General features: G+C 61.5%; 18 protein-coding genes. 9 read left to right on the top strand and 9 right to left on the bottom strand.

Annotated elements, in window-relative coordinates:
* Positions 1-25: 25 nt before the first annotated feature.
* From C266_RS21255 to C266_RS21245, 3 genes are all read right to left on the bottom strand, one after another.
* Positions 26-1042, bottom strand: coding sequence for a 2Fe-2S iron-sulfur cluster-binding protein (locus C266_RS21255; protein ID WP_010806820.1), 1017 nt, complete (start codon positions 1040-1042; stop codon positions 26-28).
* 13 nt (positions 1043-1055) lie between these two features.
* Positions 1056-1385: a non-heme iron oxygenase ferredoxin subunit gene (locus C266_RS21250; protein ID WP_010806819.1), complete on the bottom strand. Its 330-nt coding sequence runs from the start codon at positions 1383-1385 to the stop codon at positions 1056-1058.
* 167 nt (positions 1386-1552) lie between these two features.
* The gene (locus tag C266_RS21245; protein WP_010806818.1) at positions 1553-3109 is read right to left on the bottom strand and encodes a PAS domain S-box protein; all 1557 of its coding nucleotides are present in this window, start codon (positions 3107-3109) and stop codon (positions 1553-1555) included.
* A gap of 218 nt (positions 3110-3327) precedes the next feature.
* Here C266_RS21245 and C266_RS21240 point away from each other — a divergent pair, with 218 nt between their 5' ends.
* From C266_RS21240 to C266_RS21215, 6 genes are all read left to right on the top strand, one after another.
* The gene (locus C266_RS21240) at positions 3328-4668 is read left to right on the top strand and encodes an acetamidase/formamidase family protein (RefSeq protein ID WP_010806817.1); all 1341 of its coding nucleotides are present in this window, start codon (positions 3328-3330) and stop codon (positions 4666-4668) included.
* 58 nt (positions 4669-4726) lie between these two features.
* On the top strand, positions 4727-5929 hold the full coding sequence (locus C266_RS21235; protein ID WP_010806816.1) for an SRPBCC family protein: 1203 nt from the start codon (positions 4727-4729) through the stop codon (positions 5927-5929).
* A gap of 14 nt (positions 5930-5943) precedes the next feature.
* A complete protein-coding gene (locus tag C266_RS21230) occupies positions 5944-6285 on the top strand; it encodes a hypothetical protein (RefSeq protein ID WP_010806815.1) in 342 nt (113 codons plus the stop codon).
* 69 nt (positions 6286-6354) lie between these two features.
* Complete coding sequence (locus tag C266_RS26395; RefSeq protein WP_010806814.1) at positions 6355-6855, top strand: nuclear transport factor 2 family protein; 501 nt, start codon at positions 6355-6357, stop codon at positions 6853-6855.
* A 233-nt stretch (positions 6856-7088) separates the two neighbouring features.
* Positions 7089-8162 carry a porin gene (locus C266_RS21220; RefSeq protein WP_246831208.1) on the top strand — a complete coding sequence of 358 codons (1074 nt, stop codon included), beginning with the start codon at positions 7089-7091 and terminating at the stop codon, positions 8160-8162.
* A gap of 77 nt (positions 8163-8239) precedes the next feature.
* On the top strand, positions 8240-9664 hold the full coding sequence (locus C266_RS21215) for a cytosine permease (protein WP_010806812.1): 1425 nt from the start codon (positions 8240-8242) through the stop codon (positions 9662-9664).
* A 73-nt stretch (positions 9665-9737) separates the two neighbouring features.
* On the opposite strand, the gene C266_RS21210 is transcribed toward C266_RS21215, so the two are convergent.
* From C266_RS21210 to C266_RS21190, 5 genes are all read right to left on the bottom strand, one after another.
* Entirely contained in the window at positions 9738-10583 is an 846-nt protein-coding gene (locus tag C266_RS21210) for a response regulator transcription factor (protein WP_371257147.1), read from the bottom strand.
* Between the two features lie 178 nt (positions 10584-10761).
* A complete protein-coding gene (locus C266_RS21205; RefSeq protein WP_010806810.1) occupies positions 10762-11133 on the bottom strand; it encodes a cupin domain-containing protein in 372 nt (123 codons plus the stop codon).
* Between the two features lie 104 nt (positions 11134-11237).
* On the bottom strand, positions 11238-12509 hold the full coding sequence (locus C266_RS21200) for an FAD-binding oxidoreductase (protein ID WP_010806809.1): 1272 nt from the start codon (positions 12507-12509) through the stop codon (positions 11238-11240).
* A gap of 60 nt (positions 12510-12569) precedes the next feature.
* A complete protein-coding gene (locus C266_RS21195) occupies positions 12570-13247 on the bottom strand; it encodes a helix-turn-helix domain-containing protein (RefSeq protein ID WP_010806808.1) in 678 nt (225 codons plus the stop codon).
* A gap of 131 nt (positions 13248-13378) precedes the next feature.
* Positions 13379-14674, bottom strand: coding sequence for an MFS transporter (locus tag C266_RS21190; protein ID WP_010806807.1), 1296 nt, complete (start codon positions 14672-14674; stop codon positions 13379-13381).
* A gap of 102 nt (positions 14675-14776) precedes the next feature.
* Here C266_RS21190 and C266_RS21185 point away from each other — a divergent pair, with 102 nt between their 5' ends.
* The 3 genes from C266_RS21185 to C266_RS21175 all read left to right on the top strand — a co-directional run bounded on the left by C266_RS21185 (position 14777) and on the right by C266_RS21175 (position 17550).
* Positions 14777-15004, top strand: coding sequence for a hypothetical protein (locus C266_RS21185; RefSeq protein WP_010806806.1), 228 nt, complete (start codon positions 14777-14779; stop codon positions 15002-15004).
* A gap of 61 nt (positions 15005-15065) precedes the next feature.
* Positions 15066-16409 carry an NADP-specific glutamate dehydrogenase gene (gdhA, locus tag C266_RS21180; RefSeq protein ID WP_010806805.1) on the top strand — a complete coding sequence of 448 codons (1344 nt, stop codon included), beginning with the start codon at positions 15066-15068 and terminating at the stop codon, positions 16407-16409.
* Positions 16410-16749: 340 nt separating this feature from the next.
* Positions 16750-17550: a class I SAM-dependent methyltransferase gene (locus C266_RS21175; RefSeq protein WP_010806804.1), complete on the top strand. Its 801-nt coding sequence runs from the start codon at positions 16750-16752 to the stop codon at positions 17548-17550.
* A 38-nt stretch (positions 17551-17588) separates the two neighbouring features.
* Here the strand turns inward: C266_RS21175 and C266_RS21170 are convergent, their stop codons facing one another.
* Entirely contained in the window at positions 17589-19709 is a 2121-nt protein-coding gene (locus C266_RS21170) for a pentapeptide repeat-containing protein (RefSeq protein ID WP_010806803.1), read from the bottom strand.
* Positions 19710-19815 lie beyond the last annotated feature (106 nt).

The raw sequence follows: 19815 nt of genomic DNA, 5'->3' as shown, positions 1-19815 counted from the left end.
ATTCCGTGCGCCACAGGGGCGCGGCTCAGAAGAAGCGGTCGAAGTGAACTTGCGCCGGCGGCACCGCGTGGCGCACGTGCAGCATGTCCTGCATCGCGTGGATCATTCGCGGTGGCCCGGCCATATAGAACTCGCACGCCTGCATGTGCGCGCCGATCACTTCCTCGACATGCTGATGGACGAATCCCGTGCGCCCCTCCCATGTCGTGCCATTCCCCTCGTTGGGTGCCGACACGACGGGATAGAAACGGATACGGTCTCCGTAGCCTTGCAGGCTGCGCAATTGCGTTTCACCGCAAACGTCGCGCGCCTCCCGCCCTCCGTAAAAGAAGTGCAGGCGCTGCGTGTCCAGCATGCCGGATTGCGACATGCCCCGAGCGATCGAAAGCATCGGCGCGAGTCCGGACCCCCCCGCCACGCACACGACATCGCGTGCCGCGTCGGTGCGAAGATGAGCCGCGCCATAGGGACCGTCGATCTGAATTCGTGCGCCATGCGAGAGCCGGTCAAACAATGCCGACGAACCGGCGCCGCCTTCGACGCGGCGCACCTGAAAGTGCCAATCCCCTTCGTCGTTGGCCAGATTCGCCATGGAGTACGCCCGAACGCCGGGCACGCCAGGGAGGTGAAGCAAGGCAAACTGCCCCGGCAGGAACGCCGCCGGCGATGTGCCGCGAAAGCGGAACTCGCGGATGTCGTGCGTCACGCCCTCGCTCGCCACGAGAACGGCATCGAACTTGCGTGGCACGATGATCGGCCGGCATGCATCGTCGAGCCGGATCTTGATACGGCAGTCGCCCTTCGGCCTGCACTGGCAAGCGAGCTTGCGTCCCTTGGCGCGGTCGCGCTCCGACAATCCCGGTGCCGCGCTCCATCCCTCTTCGATCTCGCCTTCGAGCAGTTCGAACTTGCACGTTCCGCACGCACCCACCGCGCATTCGTAAGGCATGCCAAGCCCGGCGCGCAGGCCGCCGCCGAGCACCGTATCGCCGCTGTCGCACGAAAATTGATACGACGTCCCCTCGACAGTGATCTCGCGCATTTCCGTTCCCCTGTCAGTCGTCGATACGAATACTCACGTCGTCGCGCTCGACGACAACCGCATACGTCCTGAGCGGAATCGTGCATGGCGCGCCGGCGGGCTTGCCCGTGCGGATGTCGAACGCGCCCTGATGGAATGGGCACTCGACCACATCGCCGTCGATCTCACCGTCGCAAAGCGATGCTTCGCCATGCGTACAGGTGTCGTCCGTCACATGGAAGCTTCCTTCGAGATTGAAGACGGCGAGCGGCCTTCGACCGGCCAGTTCGATGCGTTTGGCGCCCCCTTCCGGTACGTCGGAGGTCTTGCAGAGAAAATGAATGACTTGGTCGGCTACCGTCATGATGGCGTCTCCTGATGCCCGCGCACGCGCATGACGCAGGCATACGCGCATCGGTGATGCACGGGGCGCCTGCGTTTGCGCGCGACCATTTGAATCGTGGAATCAGGGTAGCGTTGCGCAGAGGCGCCGCAAATTGGATCGACTGCTTAGCGAATAAGTGTTTTCGCTTATTCCGGGGAAGCACTCGCAGGCGCGCTTGCCGAACCGTGAGGCGGCGAGTCGATATCGCCGTTGGGGCGTGTGCGCGGCAGCATGACATGAACGCGCGTTTGCTTCGGCACGACCGAACTCGTGACCCACAGATGCCCGCCGTGCGTGTCGACGATCGACCTGCACAGCGATAAGCCGATGCCAAGGCCGTCGTTCTTGGTTGAGAAGAACGACGCGAAGATCTGATCGGGACTGATGCGAGGCAGGCCCGGGCCGCTGTCGGCCACCGTGATCTGCATGCACTGGTTCGGACGCTGGCTCACGGAAATGCACAGCTCTCGCGAGTCCGGCGGTGCGCTTGCCATGGCGTCGATGCCATTGACCGCGAGGTTGATCACGACTTGTTGGATCAGCACGTCGTCGCACTCGACCAGGCACGGTGCATCGTCCATGCGGTAGTGCACCGTGACGTCATTCTGCTGCGCTTTGAGCGCGATCAGGTCGGCAAGGTCATGCACGAGGTCGCGCAGGTCGATGACCTGGCGCTGATAGGTTCGGTTGCACGTGAATTCGCGCACCTTGTTGATGATTTTTCCCGCGCGCTCGGCTTCGTGCTGGGTCAGTTCGAGAATTTGCAGCAAGTCGGCGCTGGAATATTGCCCGGCCTGGATGCGCCGGCGGCATCCCGCGACGAAATTGACGATCGCGAAAAACGGCTGATTCAACTCATGTGCGAGCGCCGTGGCCATCTCGCCCGTCGTCGAGATGCGCGCGATACGGCTTAATTGATATTCCCGCGCTCTGGCCATCTCTTCCACCTTCACGCGCTCGGTGATGTCGCGGAAGTTCACGAGGATGCCCTGCACCGACGGATCCGCCAACAGGTTGCGGCAGCGCGCTTCATAAATGCGCCACGCGCCATTGCGGTGCTGGAGACGATAGCTGAGGTTGGTGCTGGCGCCTGCGGCAAGCGAGGATAGCGCTTCCCGAATGGACGCCGCCTCGTCTTGCGCGATGAACGAATACACCGAGCGCCCGGTGAGCTGACGCTCGGACACGCCAAGCAGCGTGCGAATGGACGGCCCCAGGAAGCGGATGATGCCGCTCTCCGACAGGATAGCGACACCGTCGGACGAACTCTCGATCAGCTTGCGGTAATAGCGTTCCTTCTCCCTGAGTGCAACCTCAGCCTGCCGGCGCTCGGTAATGTCCCGCGCCATCGCGATCACGCGCTCCACGCCATTGAGCGTAATGAGCTTGAGGCTGACTTCGACCGGCGTCTCATGTCCCTGGGCATTGCGGATGACCCATTCGAAGATCACGCTGCCTTTCGAGTCGCGTGCTTCCCACACACGGCGCAGACCCGCCTCGGTGTCATAGGGAAAGTGATTGCGTGTGAGTTCGCCAATCGACATGCCACGCAGTTCCTCGACCGTATGGCCGTACATCTGGCATGCGCTGAGGTTCGCCTCGAGGATTTCGCCGGTGTTCTTGTCGTGGATCACCATGATGTCGTTCGCGTAGAGGAAGACCTCCTGGTAGTTGGTCCGGCTCAAGTAGTTGACGAATTTCATGGTCGTGGCCTCGCGATGTCGGATTGAGCATAGCACCCACCCCCGCCTTCCAACCGCGTGACGCGCATCGATAAGTGTTATCCCCTAACTCGGTAAATATCCGACCGGATAACCGCATCAGGGCGATTTCCGTACGCTTGAATCCAACATCAATGCGCACTTCGCTACTGGAATTCGGTTTCCGGTTGGCGTCACAAACGAGGATAGAGGACACCCCCATGAGTCACGAACAGCCGGCAGCGCCCCAGGAAGTCGTATCTGTCAATTCCTACACCCGCGGCGTGATCGGTCCGCGCGAAGCCATGCTTGGCCCGGTCCGGGACGGTGGGCGCATCGTCACCGGCACGCCGCCCGGCTGCTGGGGGCCGATGATCACGCCGATCTTCCAGGGGGGGCACGAGGTCACGCAGCCGGTCGCCGTCGAAGGGGCGGAGATCGGCGATGCCGTCGCGCTGAAGATTCTGCGCTGCGAGGTCACGTCGCTGGCCACGTCGTCTGGCGTCATGGAGTTTGTCGAGGGCCGCTACATCGGCGACCCGTTCGTGGCGAAGCTCTGCTCCGCATGTGGAACGCCAAGCCCTTCGAGCCATGTGACGGGCACCGGGGACGAGGCGATCCGTTGCGACGTTTGCGGCGCCGAGGTCAACGCGTTTCGCTTCAGCCACGGTTACGTGATCGTTCTCGACCGCGAGAACCGCGTCTCGCTCACCGTCGACGCGCAGGCGGCACAGAGGATCGCTCGCGCGCCAAGCCAGCTCGCGCGATTGCCTGAACTGTCCGAGCAGCACTCGATCCTGTCGCTCGCCCGCGCGGATATGAGCGGCGTGGCGGCCCATATGCAACCGTTCCTGGGCAACATCGGCACGATGCCGTCGCAGGACATTCCGGATTCGCACAACGCCGGTGACTTCGGCGCGTTCCTTGTCGATGCACCGCACGCTTTCGGCTTGTCGCGCGAGGCGCTGGAGGCCCACAAGACGGATGGCCACATGGACACCAACAGTGTGCGCGAAGGGGCCATTGTCATCTGCCCGGTGAAGGTGCCGGGTGCGGGCGTGTACATGGGCGATATGCACGCTCAGCAGGGCAATGGCGAGGTCGCGGGACATGCGACCGATGTTGCCGGCGAGGTCGAGTTGCAGGTGGAAGTCATCAAGGGGCTGGCGATCGACGGGCCGATTCTTTTTCAGCGCCCGGACGACTTGCCGCCGATGGCCCGCCCGATGACCGCGGCACAACGTGCCCACGTGCGTGCGCTCGGCGCGCGTTACGGCCAGGCGACGATCGAGGCGAACGCGCCGATTACCTTCATCGGCTCGGCGCCCACACTCAACGAAGCGACCAAGGTTGGCCTCGAGCGGGCGGCGCGCGTCACGGGCCTGCCCTACGACGAGATCCTCAATCGCGCGACGATCGCGGGTTCCATCGAAATCAGCCGCCTGCCCGGCGTGGTACGGGTCACGTTCCTTTGTCCGATGTCGATTCTCGAACGTCTCGGCATCGCGCATCTCGCGCGCGCGCAGTACGGACTCGACGAGGACGGCGTGGCAGGCGCATGAGCCGGATCGCGCGAACTTTCTACGACTACGAGTCAATCATTTTTCAGGAGGAGCGGTAATGGATACAACAGACAACACGCTGCGCTGGGCGGCGAAGTACCCCGAACTCGGCACCGAGCCGATTCCGGTCGAGCCCTGCGTTTCTCCGGCGTTCTTCGAGCGCGAGAAGGAGCGTGTGTTCATGAACACATGGCTCAAGGTGGGGCGCGTCGAGGAGATTCCGAACATTGGTGACTACAAGGTCAAGAAGATTCACTTCGCAAAGACGTCGGTGATCCTGATCCACGGCAAGGATGGCAAGGTTCGGGGTTTTCACAATACGTGCTCGCATCGCGGCAACAAGGTGATCGTCGAACACGGTGAGGAAACCTATGGCCGGAACAAGGCCGCCGTCGTGACATGCCGCTTCCACGGCTGGGTGTACGACGGGCAAGGCAAGCTGGTGCAGGTGCCCGAAGAGGAGCGCTTCCCGCCCTGCTTCGAAAAGTCTTCCGGCGGCCTGACGCCGGTGCACACGGATGTGTGGGAAGGCTTCATCTTCATCAACCTCGCGGCGCAGCCGGAGCGCACGCTGCAAGACTACCTTGGCGGCATCGGCCAGCACCTGAGCGGTTACCCGTACCAGGAAATGTCGCAGTGCTTCAGCTACAACACGATGCTGGATTGCAACTGGAAGATTGCGCTCGATGCATTCTCGGAGGCTTATCACGTCTCGACTATCCATGCGGGGTCGTTTCCGAACGTGTTCTCCACCGGGCTGTCCGATGTCGCGCTGTTCGGCGATCATCGAACAACGGGCATCTGCCTCACGCTCAACGCTACGCCTACGCCGGTGGCTGGCGTCGCCAACGGTATCTCTGGGGCATCGCTCGTGTCACAGCGCAGTTCGTCGATGCTGCCGACCGGCGTCAACCCAGGCCGGCGCGATGACTTCTCGTTCGAACTGAGTGTGGTGTTCCCGAACATCCTGATCCACATCTCGGAGGGCATCTGGTTCACGCACCAGTTCTGGCCGGTCGCGCACAACAAGACGATGTGGGAAGGCAAGTATTACGTGAAGCCGCCGAAGACCAACAGCGAGCGCTGGGCCATCGAGTTCGCGCAAGTGCTCCAGCGCAACGCCTGGCTGGAGGACACCGCGACGATGGAAGATACCCACGCTGCGCTCGAGTCCGGCGCCAAGCAGCACATGTTCCTGCAGGACGAAGAGATTCTCCTGCGCCACGGGTACAAGGTGCTTGAAAAGTACATGGAACAATGAAGGAGACGAACGTCATGGAACAAACACTCCCCAAGGGTTTCGAGATGCTCGAACCGCTTGTCGCGCGTTGGGCGCTGGCGACGCAAAACGAGCGCCAGCAACGCCGCATCACCTCGTCGCGTGGCGAGCTGCGCAACTTCTACGACAACATGCTGCCGCATCTTCCGACGATCCTCGCGCACCTCGACAGGTATCCGCTGGGCGAAATGCCGGGAGAGGCTGCACGACTGTTCTCGCTCGCGTTGTCGCTCGCCGAGGTCGCACCGCACATCGAACTCTATGGCGGAGATCCGAAAGTGCCATACAGCTTCGATGAGTCGCGCTTCGTGGCCGAGCACGGCAATCTGGTCAACTGACGCATGCACCAAGTCCGGCGGCGTCGCCTGAGGGCGCGGCGTCACCGGACGAGTGGCAAGGGAGGCAGGATGGCATCGTCATCGACACTTTCGCGGCGCATCGCCCGGCTCGAAGCGGCGCTCGCCGTGACGCAACTCGTCGGGCATTACGCTCGCGGTGCGGATCGCCGCAACGATCCCGAGATCATGGCGCCGCTGTTCAGCCGCGACGCCACATGGGAAGCGCGCGGCTTCGGAAGCTATCAGGGAAGGGACGTTATCGCGAAGGAACTCGCCCGCATAGGGGCGGAGCAGATCGTCTGGACCTTGCACTACATGGTCGCACCTCTCGTGGAGATCAATGACGATCTATGCACCGGCACTTGCCGCTGGTACCTGTGGGAGCTGGCGCAAGTGCGGCAGGGCGATGCCGGGAACGCGCCCCCTGCGGCGCACTGGATCGGCGGTTGGTATGAGAGTCAGGTCGTGTTCGAGGACGGGCAATGGCGTTTCGCGCACGTGTTGCTCGATCTTCAGTTGATGCACCGGCACGACGCCGATTGGCGGCCGATGGGGCCTGCCGCGCAATAGCGGAACCGATGACTGGAAAAGGGTTTGATGCGCCGCCACATGAGCGGCGTTTTTTATTTCGGGATGCGCTTAGCCATCGCACGCATAAGTAATCTCATCTATTCGCTTATATGAACGACCCAATGTCAGCGCGATTTTCGTCTTCATAAGCTCCGTTTCATGGTGGTCGGGCTGGCGCGAAGCAGGTTCCGTTCGCCATCAATCGGGGACACGACAACTCAAGGAGACGTGCTGTGAAGCGAACTGGATGGATTTGTATGGCTGCGTTGGGCATGCCTGCGCTGGCCTCGGCGCAAAGCAATGTGAACCTGTACGGCGTGATCGACGCCGGCGTGACTTACGTGGCAAACCAGCAGGGCGGGCGCAACACCGTGTTGGCCACCGGCATGCAAACGCCGAACCTGTTCGGCCTGCAGGGCTCGGAGGATCTGGGCGGCGGACTCAAGGCCGTGTTCAAGCTGGAAGGGCAGTTTGCGCTGGAGAACGGCGCGTCCATCGGCGGCGGGACGTTCGCGCGGCAGAGCTATCTGGGCCTGGCAGGGCCATGGGGCACGGTAACGCTGGGCAATCAATACGAGTTCATGTTCGAGTCGCTATCGGCTCAGCGCCTCGGCCCGTCGCTTGCCTACGTGAGCCTCTACAACCTTCAGCAGGGGCCTTTCCAGGGCTTGGGCACGCCCTTCGGCGGCCTCGACTTCAATCGCGTCGGCGGCGCGTTCCGTGTCGCCAACGCAGTGAAGTACATGACGCCCGACTATCGTGGCCTGAACGCCGGCGTGATGTACGGCCTTGGCGGTGTACCGGGGTCCTTCGGCCAGCGCAGCACGACCAGTGCGGGCATCAACTATGCGTACGGGGCACTGAACCTGAATGCCGCGTACACGTACGCAAAGGATCCGGCGATCAACAACGGCAACGACGGTATCCGCAACTGGGGGGTGGGCGGCCGCTATCGGCTCGACAAATGGCAGTTTGACGCGATCTACACCAACACCCGCAACACGTTTAGCGGCGGGCACGTCGATGTCTACCAGGTCGGCGTCAACTACTCGATCGGCTTGGCGACCACGCTGCGTGGCGATTACCAGTTCATGAAGGGGAACGCGCAGCTCGGCGACAACAAGGCCCAACAGTTCGGTCTCACGCTCGACTACGCGTTCTCGAAGCGCACGGACGTCTACACCAACCTCATTTACCAGCGCGCCACTGGCAATGCCACTGCCATGGCTTGGATCTCGGGGCTGCCTGGACCTGCGAACGGTTCGAATCAGACTGCCATCCGGCTGGGCCTGCGTCACTTCTTCTGACCGGTACGCGGAGCGCCAGCGTGACTGCCCGCGCTGCCGCCTCACGCAAACCGGTCTCTCGCATACTGGAGACAAACATGCATAGCGAATCGCAAATCTCAACGCGTAGCGACGACCACGCGCTCGAAGCCGTGCCTGACGGAAAGCGTCAGAACTGGCTGCAGTTGTCGTGGAGCACGGCTGGCATCGTGACAACGCTGATCCAGTTGTTCGTCGGCGCGCTCGTCACCTTCGTTGCCGGCATCCGAATTGGCCTGCTTGCCGGCGTATTCGTGGCAGTCGTCGGTGCGCTGCTTGGCTGGGGGGCGGGGCACATCGCCTTTCGCACAGGATTGTCGAGCACGGTACTGTCGCGCGAGCACGGGCTGGGGCAGCGCGGCTCTGCGCTGCTGGCGCTGGTGTTCGGCTTCATGATCACCGGTTTCATCGCGCTTGAGAACGTACTGCTCTACAAGGGATTCCTGTTCTACCTCAATCAGCCCGATACGTTGGGCATGCGGGTCGCCGTCTACGGCACGCTAACGATCGCGTGGATCTTGCTCACGGCATTCGGGTTCTCTCTCGTTTCACGCGTTTCGTCACTGACGCTGGTGGCATTCCTTGCCGTGCTGCTCTACATGATGATCGACGTGATCGCGACCTCGGGCCAGAGCTGGTCGTCGGTCATGCAGTTCGGCGCGCAGATGCCACCCGAGGCACTCACGGCGATGGGGGCGAACACTGACTGGGGCAAGTTCAGCTTCTGTGTGAACGTGCTCATCGGGTCGGCGGGCGCGCTCGCGCTGATCGACGCCGACCTTGGTCGATACGCGAAATCGTCGCGCGACATCGCCATTGCGGCGGTCATCGGTAACATCTTCATGGATGTGGTGATGGTCGCCGTGGGCGGCATCGTGATGTATGCCGGCATGGATCAACTGGTGGCTCATCATGTGAAGGTCGGTGGCTTGACGGAAGCGGCGGCGCGTGCTTTGGCGCTGCAAAGCCCGGACAGCGTGGCGGCGGCGTTCATCGTGTTCGGCGGGGTGCTGGGCACGCTATTGATGGTGTTCGCCCAGTCGAAGGCTCAGGTGCTCAACACCTACAGCGCGTCGCTGTCGCTGACTAACCTGGCGGATGCCGTGTTCGGATGGCGGCCGGGGCGTTTTGTGTTCGTGGTGCTGGCTAACGTCATCGCCTGTCTGATGCTGATCGGCTCGATTCTCGAATGGTTCAATTCGTTCATCACCGTACTCGGCATTCTGACCACTTGCTTCGCGGGGATCATCATCGCGGACTACTTCGTCGTCAAGCGCAGTGCCGGTGGTTCACTCGGTGGCGAAGAGGATGTGAATTGGGCGGGCGTGGTAACGGTAGTGACGGGGTTCGTTCTCGCACACTACGTACTCAATCGACTGGTACCGATCGAATTCTTCACGTCGCTGGTGGTGTCTTTCGTGCTGTATCCGGTGCTGCGACTCGGTGCACTGCGCCGCGTAAAGATAAAGACCGCGCGTAGCTAGCCCGGCATCGCTGCATTCCCGAGTATCTCCTTACGCCCCGCCCCAGGGGCGTTTTTTTCTTTTGGGACGGACGTCAGTCGGGGCGTTTTCCGTTTTCGCTCATGCCGAGTCGCACGAGTTCTGCGACGGACGTGGCGCCGAGCTTATCGCGGATGTGAGCGCGGTGCACCTCCACGGTTTTGTAGCTGATGTTCAGCTCTGCCGCGATGACCTTCGATGCCTTGCCTTCGATGAGCAGGTCGAAGACTTCGCGCTCGCGTGCCGATAACAGCTTCAGCAAGTCGCGCCGCTGACTGCTTGCCTGTGCCTGGGCGTGTTCGCGCAGGCCAACCTGTAGCGCACCGCCAACCTTGTCGAGCAGTTCCTGATCGTTGAAAGGCTTTTCCAGGAAATCGTAGGCCCCGCCCTTCATCGCTCGGACGGTCATTGGAATGTCGCCGTGGGCCGTGAGAAAGATAACCGGCAGGCGGAAGCCCGCAGCATGCAGGCTGTCCTGAAGCTCGAAGCCGCCCATGTAAGGCATTCGGATATCCAGCAGCACGCAGCCGGGGCCTCGTGGATCGGCGCCCGAGAGGAACTCACGGCCATTGGCGAACGTCTGCACTTTGTGCCCGACCGATTCAAGCAGCCAGCGCATGGAGACCCGCACCGCCTCGTCGTCGTCAACGATGTAGACGACCGGCTCCGGCGCAGCGGGGCTGGCATTTGGCGTACGGGGGCTGTCCATCGGTTTCCTTTTTGCTTGCTGGAGGGCTTTCGCGGAGTGGACCGGGAAGGACAAAAGCTTATCGGTTTCGCGCGCATTCAGGTAGCCGGGAAACTCCGCACTCGTTGATCTGTTTGTGCCGGAACGCGAAGACGCGATCTTTTCGGGCCGCGGGGCGCAGCATTCACTCGACCGCAAGCGATGAACCGCCATGGCGCGCCTTTACGCAAGTCGTTGATTTTTTGAGGATGCGGCTAAACCGTGCGGCACTTTTCGGTAAGCACCGGTGCCAGTGCGACCGGCCTGCCGTTGAATCGAATCCGCAACACCGAAGCGGGACGGAAAGTGCAAAAAGGCCTTGAGGTAAGGCCTTTTTTTTTCTTCTGTCAGATCATTGATTGCCCGTCAGCGAGACGAACCAGACCTTCTTCACAAAGGCGTCGACCTCCCAGTGCCCCTTGTAACCTTCGGGCATCACAAACGGATCGCCGGCTTGCAGGGTGTGCACGGTGCCGTCCGGGTCGACTATGCGGCAATCCCCTTCCAGGATGTATCCGAACTCGATGTACCCGGTGGTGTCTGCACGGAACTTGCCTGCCGTGCTTTCCCAAATGCCCGACGACGCGCGGCCGCCGTTGCCCTCGAACCCCGTCATGCTGCGAAACACCGTATCCCCTTCCATCGGACGGCGCGGCTTGCCGATCTCAGGGTTCTGCAAAGGTCCCGCGCTAAAGCGCACCAGACGCGAATGACTGTCGGCCACAACTTACCTCTATATCGGTTAGAACGGATTGCAAAAAGAAGGCGCGATACGAGCGGGCAGTGGCACATGCGAGCCGACCGGTCCCACCCTGTAGCGCGCCGGATTCAATGCCCGGCGTACTTCGAGAGCCGGAAAGCATGGGGGTCCACCTTCGGCGTGTTGCCCTGCACGAGATCTGCCATCAGCGCACCCGCAGCCGGGCCGATGCCGAAGCCATGGCCCGAGAAGCCGGACGCAAGGAAAAAGCCGGGCACATCGTCGACTCCTGAAATCACCGGAATAGCATCGGGCGTTACGTCGATGAAACCGGCCCACGCGTGTGCGATCTGCGCCGGCGCAAACGCCGGGAACGCTTGCTTGAGCTTATCGAGGGCGACGCCAATCGATTTCATCTCCGGCGCTGGATCGAGCGTGCGATGCGCTTCGAACGGTGTCGGACCTTCCGCACCAAAGCGTGTGGGCATCATCAGTTCGTCGAGAAAACGCTTACCGACGCGCAGCTTCAGATACTTCTTTTCCGAAAGCCAGGCAGGGAAGAACTGGCGGCATAGACGAATGCTGTCGGGCGTGAGATCGGCCACCGACGCGCCCAGTTGCGACACCGAATAACCGCCGTCCGCTCGTTTGCGGCACGTGAAATCTCTGCCGTTGACCGCGAGATCCAGTCCGGCGTCCATCGGCGTGGTTCGCAGCACCGAAGCATGCACCTTCAACTGCGGGAAGTTCACGCCCGTGTTGCCACAAAACAGGCGTGACCACGCGCCGCCGGCCAGCACGACGGCGTCGGCCGCCACTCGACCCCGCTCGGTCACGATGCCCTTCGCCAGCCCACCCTGCCGATCGAGACAACGCACGGCGGTCTGCTCGAACACTTGCGCACCCGCTGCAACGGCCAGCATCGCAATCGCTCGGGTGGCTCGCTCGGGCTCGGCCACACCATCCACCGGACAATGAAGGGCGCCGATCCAGGGGCGCGCCGACTGCGTGTTGAATAAGTCCGGTAGTTGCTCGCGGCTCAGCAATTGTGCCGGCACCCCCAGCGGCAAGGCTTTGTCGAGCCACTTGCGATAGCCCGCCATGTCGGCCTCGGATTCGGCCAGATACGCTATGCCAGTCTGGCGGTAGCCGACATCATGCTGCGCCTGAATCTCTTTCCACAGGTCGATCGCCTGCATGGCCAGCGGCAGTTCCTTGTGATCGCGCCCGACCGTGCGAATCCAGCCCCAGTTGCGCGACGATTGCTCACCGCCGATCACGCCCTTCTCGAACACCGCCACGCGCAAACCGGCTTTCGCCAACGCCCATGCGGTACTCATTCCGATGATGCCTGCGCCGATGATCGCGACATCGACCTGCCTGGGGAGAACGCTAGCCATAAATTACCAATCGACAATAGGAAAACGTAAGCGGGGGAAGGCGTGCGGCCGTGGCCGCATTCACACGTAGAAGTGGTTGCTGTTCACGACCATGAACACGGTGGGCTCGTCCCACGCGTTCTCCCAGCGGTATGGCCGGTTGCCCGTGAAGCCATAGGTGTCGCCCGGACCGAGCACCAGCGTGGTGTCGTCGATGAACACGCGCAATTTACCGGTGAGCACATACCCCACCTTGTCGCCGGACTGCACCAGCAGATTCGAGTCGGACGCGGCGCCCGGCTCAAGCTCCATCATGAACGCCTCGAGCGAGGCACAGTTCGACGGCGTGATGCGCGACTTGGTAACTCCCGAACCGGCGAGCCGCAGCGGTTTTCGCTGGTTTGCCCACACCACGAATTCACTGGGTTCGGTGGTGCTTGGCACGTTTTCCGCCGGCACCGGAGCCGACGTGAACAATGCCGCGCCATCCACCCCCAGCGCATGACACAACTGACGCAGCGAGCGCATCGACGGCGAACTTACGCCGCGCTCGATCTGGCTCAACATGCCGATCGACATGTTCGTGCGCGCCGCCAAATCCTTCAGCGTGAACTTGCGCTCGGTGCGCATGGCGCGCAGGCGCATGCCCAGCTCCTTGTCGCTAGCCTGCGCGGCAGGATCGTCGGCCAAATCTACGGCACCGGGTTTCTGTTCTGGGAGCGGGGTCTGGACGGTGACGGCTTTCGGCTTCGATGGCATGGCGAAAAGGAATCGGGGACGCAACGGGGGCGGGACGCGTGAAACGTACGCTCGATGAATTTCAATATCACTTCAAAAAGTCTAGAGTGATTTCGATATAGCGTCAATTCGGGGACGCCCGCCAAGGCCCGTCACTTCACATGTTTGCGGCTGGCGTGCAGCCCGATCAACGCGAACACGGCGATGATCACGATGTAGTAAGCCGGCGCCATCACGCTACCCGTGGTCTTGACCATGAAGCCGACCACCAGCGGCGTGATGCCGCCAAAGAACGTTTGCGCGATCACGTAGGCGATCGACACGCCTGTCGTGCGGCACGACGTCGGAAACAGTTGCGAGAGCAGCGAACCGATCGGCGAGAAATAGAAGCTGTAGAACATGAACGACAACGTGCACTGGAAGATCGCCAGCGTCAGCAGCGAGGGCGAGCGCGTGAGCATCTGGAACAGCGGGAAGACCAGAATCACGCCGATGATCAATGCCGTGCGCATGACCTTGATGGTGCCGAGACGGTCGGCTGTGATGCCGCCGAGCACCGGCACCAGCGTGCATACCACACCGCTGCAGATCGACGCGATGAACGCGTCGTCCTTGGTCAGGCCGAGATTATTGATCGCAAACGTCGGCATATAGAGGTTCAGGAAGCTGGCCACGACACCGGCGGCCGCTATCACAGCGCCGATCAGCACGAAGCGCTTGTGCGACCGGAACGTCTCGGCGAGCGGGTTCTGCACCGTTGCCCCCGCATGCTTGACCTTCTCGAAGTCGGCCGTCTCGTCGATCTTCGAGCGGATATACAGACCGACCGGCCCGATCAGGCAACCGAACAGGAACGGCAGACGCCACCCCCACGCGTTGATCTGATCTTGTGTGAGCGAATGGTTGCAAAAGTACGCGAACAGCGACGCCGCCAGCACCGCGAGGCCCGAAGCCGAGAACTGCAAGCTTGCGAAAAATGCCTTTCGCGACGCGCTCTGCTCGGTAAGGTACGAGTTCGCCGTGCCGAACTCCCCGCCCACCGAGAAACCTTGCAGCAGACGGCCCGTGACGAGGATCACCGGCGCCCAGACGCCGATCGAATCGTAGGTTGGCGACACGGCAATCAGAACCGTGCCGGCCAGCATCAGCATCGCCGCGAAGCTCAGCGTGGCGCGACGCCCCACCTTGTCGGCCATGATGCCCAGCACCACAGCCCCGACCGGCCGGATCAGGAACGAACTCGCGAAAGTCATCAGGCTGAACAGCAAAGCCGACTGAGGGTCGCCTTGTGGGAAGAACAGTTTGGAGATGGTGATCGCGAACATCGCGTACACCAGAAGATCGAACCACTCGAAAAACGTGCCGAAGTTTGCCGCGATCACGTCGCGGGTCCGGCTGCCCTTACGAGCCTTCGATGCCGGGAAACTGCCGATTTTGGTGGTGTCCATATACGACCTTCCAGTGCGAGACGTCACATTGACCTGAGCCTGCATTCTGAGCAGCCGAATTGCGTGTCGATATTAGAGATTTCACCTATGTGAAATTTTTGCGTGAATTTCGATGAAATTTTCTTTCTGATTGAAATTATTTTGAAATCAGGCGTCAAGGCGACGGCACGGGACCCATGCGCTGCGGTGTGCGCTGTCTGCTGGCGACCGTTGCGCCGGATTCGAAACTGGAGGGCTTGCGGCCTGACGAGGGGGGCGTTCCACAACATGTTGATCGGCAAGGGAATGCCGGACTTGCGGCTCGCTTTTCTTTTTTTGATTATCTCGTGATCCTAAATGGTGCAAAATGCCTTTTCTTCACAAGAATAAGCACCATTGATGGGCATTCGAGATGAAATATCAATCACTTGACGATTTCCTGCGCTCCACCGCCGAGCGCAACCCCGGCCAACCGGAATTCCTGCAAGCTGTCACGGAGGTGATGGAAAGCCTGTGGCCATTCATATCGCAGCATCAGAAATATGCCGAGCATGGTTTGCTCGACCGTCTGGTCGAGCCCGAGCGCATCGTGATGTTCCGGGTGTCGTGGGTCAACGATCACGGCGACGTTCAGGTCAATCGCGGCTATCGCATCCAACATAGTTCCGCCATCGGCCCCTACAAGGGCGGTCTGCGTTTTCATCCGTCGGTCGATCTTTCGATCCTCAAGTTCCTCGCCTTCGAGCAGACGTTCAAGAACGCCCTGACGACGTTGCCCATGGGCGGTGGCAAAGGCGGCTCCGACTTCGATCCGAAGGGCAAGAGCCCTGGGGAAGTCATGCGGTTCTGTCAGGCGTTCGTGAGCGAACTGTTTCGCCATGTCGGCAGCGACACGGATGTGCCCGCCGGCGACATCGGCGTGGGCGGACGCGAAGTCGGCTTCATGGCCGGCATGATGAAGAAGCTCTCGAACCGTGCCGACTGCGTGTTCACCGGCAAGGGGCTGTCGTTTGGCGGATCGCTGATTCGTCCGGAAGCCACCGGCTATGGCACGGTGTACTTCGCCGAGGAAATGCTCAAGCAGACGGGACGCAGCTTCGACGGCTTGCGTGTGAGCGTGTCGGGCTCGGGCAACGTCGCGCAATACGCGGTGGAAAAGGCGATGGCGCTCGGTGCCAAGGTCGTCACCGTGTCCGACTCCAGCGGTACGGTTGTCGATGAGGCGGGCTTCACTACCGAAAAGCTCGCCGAGTTGATGGACGTCAAGAACCATCACTACGGCCGCGTGAGCGATTACGCGAAACGCACCGGTCTCGAATTTCTGCCGGGCAAGCGCCCCTGGCATATCCCCGTCGACGTCGCGCTGCCGTGCGCTACACAGAACGAACTGAATGCCGACGATGCCTCAACGCTTATCGGGAACGGTGTGATTTGCGTCGCGGAAGGGGCCAACATGCCATCGACCAACGAGGCCGCAAAGCGCTTCGAAAGCCACGGCATTCTGTACGCGCCAGGCAAGGCGAGCAACGCCGGCGGCGTTGCAACCTCAGGGTTGGAAATGAGTCAGAACGCGATGCGCATCTCGTGGCCGCGCGAGGAAGTCGATGCGCGTCTGCACGACATCATGCGCAGTATCCACGAGGTTTGTCTGCAACACGGCCGCCGTGCCGACGGCTCGGTCAGCTACGTGAACGGTGCTAACGTCGGTGGTTTCGTGAAGGTCGCCGACGCCATGCTCGCACAGGGCGTGATCTAAAGGCTGGCGCCTGCCGCGATTGGATACAGATTACGCGCCGAAACCGTGCAAAAGGCGCTGTCCTTCGGGGCAGCGCCTTTTGCGTTCAACGGAAGGTGGCGTACCATATCGCACGTCTCTCCCCCTTCCACTGGAGCCCATCGGAATGAACAAGTAATGCCGGATGCTTCCGCATCTCGTCCCCTCGCTGCCTGCTGCGCGAGCGCATTGCTTTTCGTTTTGATGATCGAGCCTTAACCGATAACCCGACGACCCGGCACCACGGGCTTTCGCGTGTCTGCCTCGATATGCGTTTCGTGTCTCTACGGGCAGTTTTCCCCATTCGCACCCGGAAAACACCATGTCAGATTCCCAAATTTCTCACCCCGACGTTCTCGAACACAACCGCGCCGCGTGGGATCGTCAAGCCGCAACGAAGTGCGAGTGGTCACGTCCTGTCAGCGCGGAAGTGATTGCGGCGGCACGTCGTGGCGACTGGGCGGTACATCTCACGCCGTCCGCGCTGCCCGAGGGGTGGTTGCCCGACGTTCGAGGTCAACGCATCCTTTGTCTCGCCTCGGGAGGCGGTCAGCAGGCACCGGTGCTGAGCGCCGCAGGCGCGCACGTCACTGTGCTGGATGTCTCTGCCGCACAATTGGCGCAGGATGAAATGGTCGCGCGTCGCGACGGACTGACGCTAACGACGGTCCAGGGCGATATGCGCGATCTCTCGACATTCGCCGACGCCTCGTTCGACTGCATCTTCCACCCGATTTCCAATCTGTATGTGCCGGATGTTCGTCCCGTATGGAAAGCGTGCTTTCGGGTACTGCGTGCCGGCGGAAGACTGCTCAGCAGCTTCTACAATCCGGTGGTCTTTGTGGAAGATCGCGACCCGGCGTACGCGACACAGGGCATCATCCGTCCTCGCTTCAAGGTGCCCTACTCGGACGTGCGCGATCTGACGTCCGTCGAACTCGCCAGGAAGCAGTCGAGCGGCGAGGCGTTGGTTTTCGGCCATAGTCTTGGCGAACAGATTGGCGGGCAACTCGATGCAGGGTTCGTGCTCAAGGGTTTCCATGAGGAAGAACAACCGAATCCAAGATTCGTGATCGATCGCTTTCTGCCGACGTTTCTTGCAACGTATGCCGTGAAACCCTGACGTCCTACCCACGGCGCTTGCCTCATCGCAACCACCATCTATCGGCGCCAGGCGTGAGGCAGAACGGCGTCGTAAATCTCACGTAACCGCGAGTTTGACGGCGTCGCCGACACGAAGGCCATCATTTCGTCGGAGAGCGTCGCGGTACACGTCGCCATTTCCTTGCTGTCCCCGACAAGACGTGCGCACCAATCCGCCAGCGTTTCGCGCGGAACCCTGTCCGGATCGTCGGCGGACACCTCGTTGAGCAAGGCGCATGCAAGGTAACGAAGCACGACCGGAGATTCCGTCTCCGTGCCGAGCAGCAGACTCGACGCCAGTCTCGTCTGCTTGATCGCTTCGATCACTTCGAACGCCGCGCGATTCTTCGGGGTGTCTTCAAGGCCCGGCACCTCGGAAAGGCAAGCACGCCAGAGCGCGGCTTTCGCTTCGGGCTGCAAGCGCATCGTTGCGTGGTCATCGTCCGGCCGCTCGTGAAGCGAACCGGGGGTAACGATGGTGTGCGCAAATACACGCTGCAGAAGCATCTGCCACGAGATCGTCGTCAGCTTATGTGACGGATGACTGGACGAGATTCGGGTCGTCATATCGAGCGCGAGCCGCCGGTAGGCCTCGCGATCCGATAGTTGCAACGTGTCGTTCGCGCCACCTGCCGTGGAAGTACCGGACACGCCAGGTGTCGCCGAAGCGATGCCCGTCGCACCGGTCTCCCAATAGGCATTCAGCAGCTTGGCGAAACGGCGATTTTCGACGCCCGATGCGGTTTGGTATCGCGCGTGCAGGAGCGGAATCGGGCGGAGTGCGATCTCAGGCGAAACGGCTGGCTCGATGACGTAGCTGGCCTCAGGCGTCGCCCTTCCGAGGACATAAAACGAATGCCAGGGGATATCGGCCTCATTGTCGATGACTGCTTCCAGCAGATCGGGCGTGCACGCAACGGCGCTCAGCGAGTCTTCGGACAGGAAGATGCATGTGTCGCGCGACGTATCCGGCAGCACGTTCTCCAGGGCACGTGCCGCCGACGCGATGATGGGGTGACGATGAAAGTGATCGAGCAAATCATCGGCCAATGTGTCGAGTTGCGACGTTGCGCGGGCTCGGAGCACCAACTGGTGGATCGCGCCCTGATGAAGAATCGGCCACTGCGGATGCGCCGACATCTCAAGCAGGTACTCGATGTGAAAACGTAACCGGTCGACGGAAAGATCCTGCGGCACCGGTTCGCGGTTCCACGTCGCCTGAATGCCCACGGGCAGATACGCCCGGATGAACGCAGAGATCAACGGACTCTCCCAGAACACGGGGTCGGAGAGTACCGATACCCACGACGAGATGAAATTCCATACGACCGTCTCCGAAACCGAAAGCGTTTCCAGCGACTCGATCAACTGACACATCAGTGCGCGCTTCAGATCGCCATGCCGATTGTCCATCGACGCGATGGTGGCGAGGAATTCCCAACCGTTGTCTTCGCTCAGCAGGCTGTCGACACGCGCCATCGCCTGATCGGCAGTCTGTGGCGTGCCGATCAGCCAATCGGTATCCAGTGTCAGGATGACATCGGTGAGATCCGCACCGCTGAAGTCGGCATTCAGGCGGCGCAGGGCTTCGAACCGGGCGCCCCTCAGCGACGTGTTCACGAAAGCGACACCTTGCAAGCAGGCGCGTGAGAGATTGACGCGGGCGAAATCCGCTTCGCTGGCGTCGACTTCGCACCAGTTCGCGCCGCTGAGGTCTCCGGAACGAAAGGCGATGTGCCGGAGATCGATGTCTCTCAGATCGAGAGCACGGAGGTCGGAAACGCTCGTGTCGGTGAATGTCAGCAGGTTGCGCTGCAATGACCGCGGCAACTGAGCGAACTCGCTGACGTTGTCCATCGAAAATCCCAACGCCTGCCAGGCGTCTGCGGACGCGCTGTCGAAAGAGGTGACCAATTGCTCCACATAGGCCGGAATCATGTCGGCCCTGATTTGCGAACTCGCTTCGAGTTCCTGCCACAAGCGCGCCGCGAGTACGTCACGTCGCCGGTTGTCCCGAAAGAACACCAGGCGGATGTCCCCGCATTGCTTGAGCGCCTCTTGACCCGCGCACGCATACGCAAAGCCGATGGCCCCGATTCGCGCGACTGCCGAGACTTCCAGGTGCGCGATTGCCACCATCGCACTGACGCCGGGTTTTGAGAAGTCCCCCGAGGGGGGGCGCTGTGGACGTCGAGGGCTGTTCGCCCAATGGAAGTTCGACGAATCGGCAGAACCGGATTTGCCA

The organism is Pandoraea sp. SD6-2, from assembly GCF_000389825.1.
GTDB lineage: Bacteria > Pseudomonadota > Gammaproteobacteria > Burkholderiales > Burkholderiaceae > Pandoraea > Pandoraea communis.
The sequence above is the reverse complement of the archived record's forward strand: the minus strand, read 5'-3'. Positions and strand labels throughout refer to the sequence as shown.

Bases quoted from the DNA above. Each gene is read 5' to 3' on its own strand.
- C266_RS21255 (WP_010806820.1), bottom strand. From the start codon at position 1,042: ATGCGCGAGATCACTGTCGAGGGGACGTCGTATCAATTTTCGTGCGAC.
- C266_RS21250 (WP_010806819.1), bottom strand. From the start codon at position 1,385: ATGACGGTAGCCGACCAAGTCATTCATTTTCTCTGCAAGACCTCCGAC.
- C266_RS21245 (WP_010806818.1), bottom strand. From the start codon at position 3,109: ATGAAATTCGTCAACTACTTGAGCCGGACCAACTACCAGGAGGTCTTC.
- C266_RS21240 (WP_010806817.1), top strand. From the start codon at position 3,328: ATGAGTCACGAACAGCCGGCAGCGCCCCAGGAAGTCGTATCTGTCAAT.
- C266_RS21235 (WP_010806816.1), top strand. From the start codon at position 4,727: ATGGATACAACAGACAACACGCTGCGCTGGGCGGCGAAGTACCCCGAA.
- C266_RS21230 (WP_010806815.1), top strand. From the start codon at position 5,944: ATGGAACAAACACTCCCCAAGGGTTTCGAGATGCTCGAACCGCTTGTC.
- C266_RS26395 (WP_010806814.1), top strand. From the start codon at position 6,355: ATGGCATCGTCATCGACACTTTCGCGGCGCATCGCCCGGCTCGAAGCG.
- C266_RS21215 (WP_010806812.1), top strand. From the start codon at position 8,240: ATGCATAGCGAATCGCAAATCTCAACGCGTAGCGACGACCACGCGCTC.
- C266_RS21210 (WP_371257147.1), bottom strand. From the start codon at position 10,583: ATGGCGGTTCATCGCTTGCGGTCGAGTGAATGCTGCGCCCCGCGGCCC.
- C266_RS21200 (WP_010806809.1), bottom strand. From the start codon at position 12,509: ATGGCTAGCGTTCTCCCCAGGCAGGTCGATGTCGCGATCATCGGCGCA.
- C266_RS21195 (WP_010806808.1), bottom strand. From the start codon at position 13,247: ATGCCATCGAAGCCGAAAGCCGTCACCGTCCAGACCCCGCTCCCAGAA.
- C266_RS21190 (WP_010806807.1), bottom strand. From the start codon at position 14,674: ATGGACACCACCAAAATCGGCAGTTTCCCGGCATCGAAGGCTCGTAAG.
- gdhA (WP_010806805.1), top strand. From the start codon at position 15,066: ATGAAATATCAATCACTTGACGATTTCCTGCGCTCCACCGCCGAGCGC.
- C266_RS21175 (WP_010806804.1), top strand. From the start codon at position 16,750: ATGTCAGATTCCCAAATTTCTCACCCCGACGTTCTCGAACACAACCGC.
- C266_RS21170 (WP_010806803.1), bottom strand. From the start codon at position 19,709: ATGGTGGCAATCGCGCACCTGGAAGTCTCGGCAGTCGCGCGAATCGGG.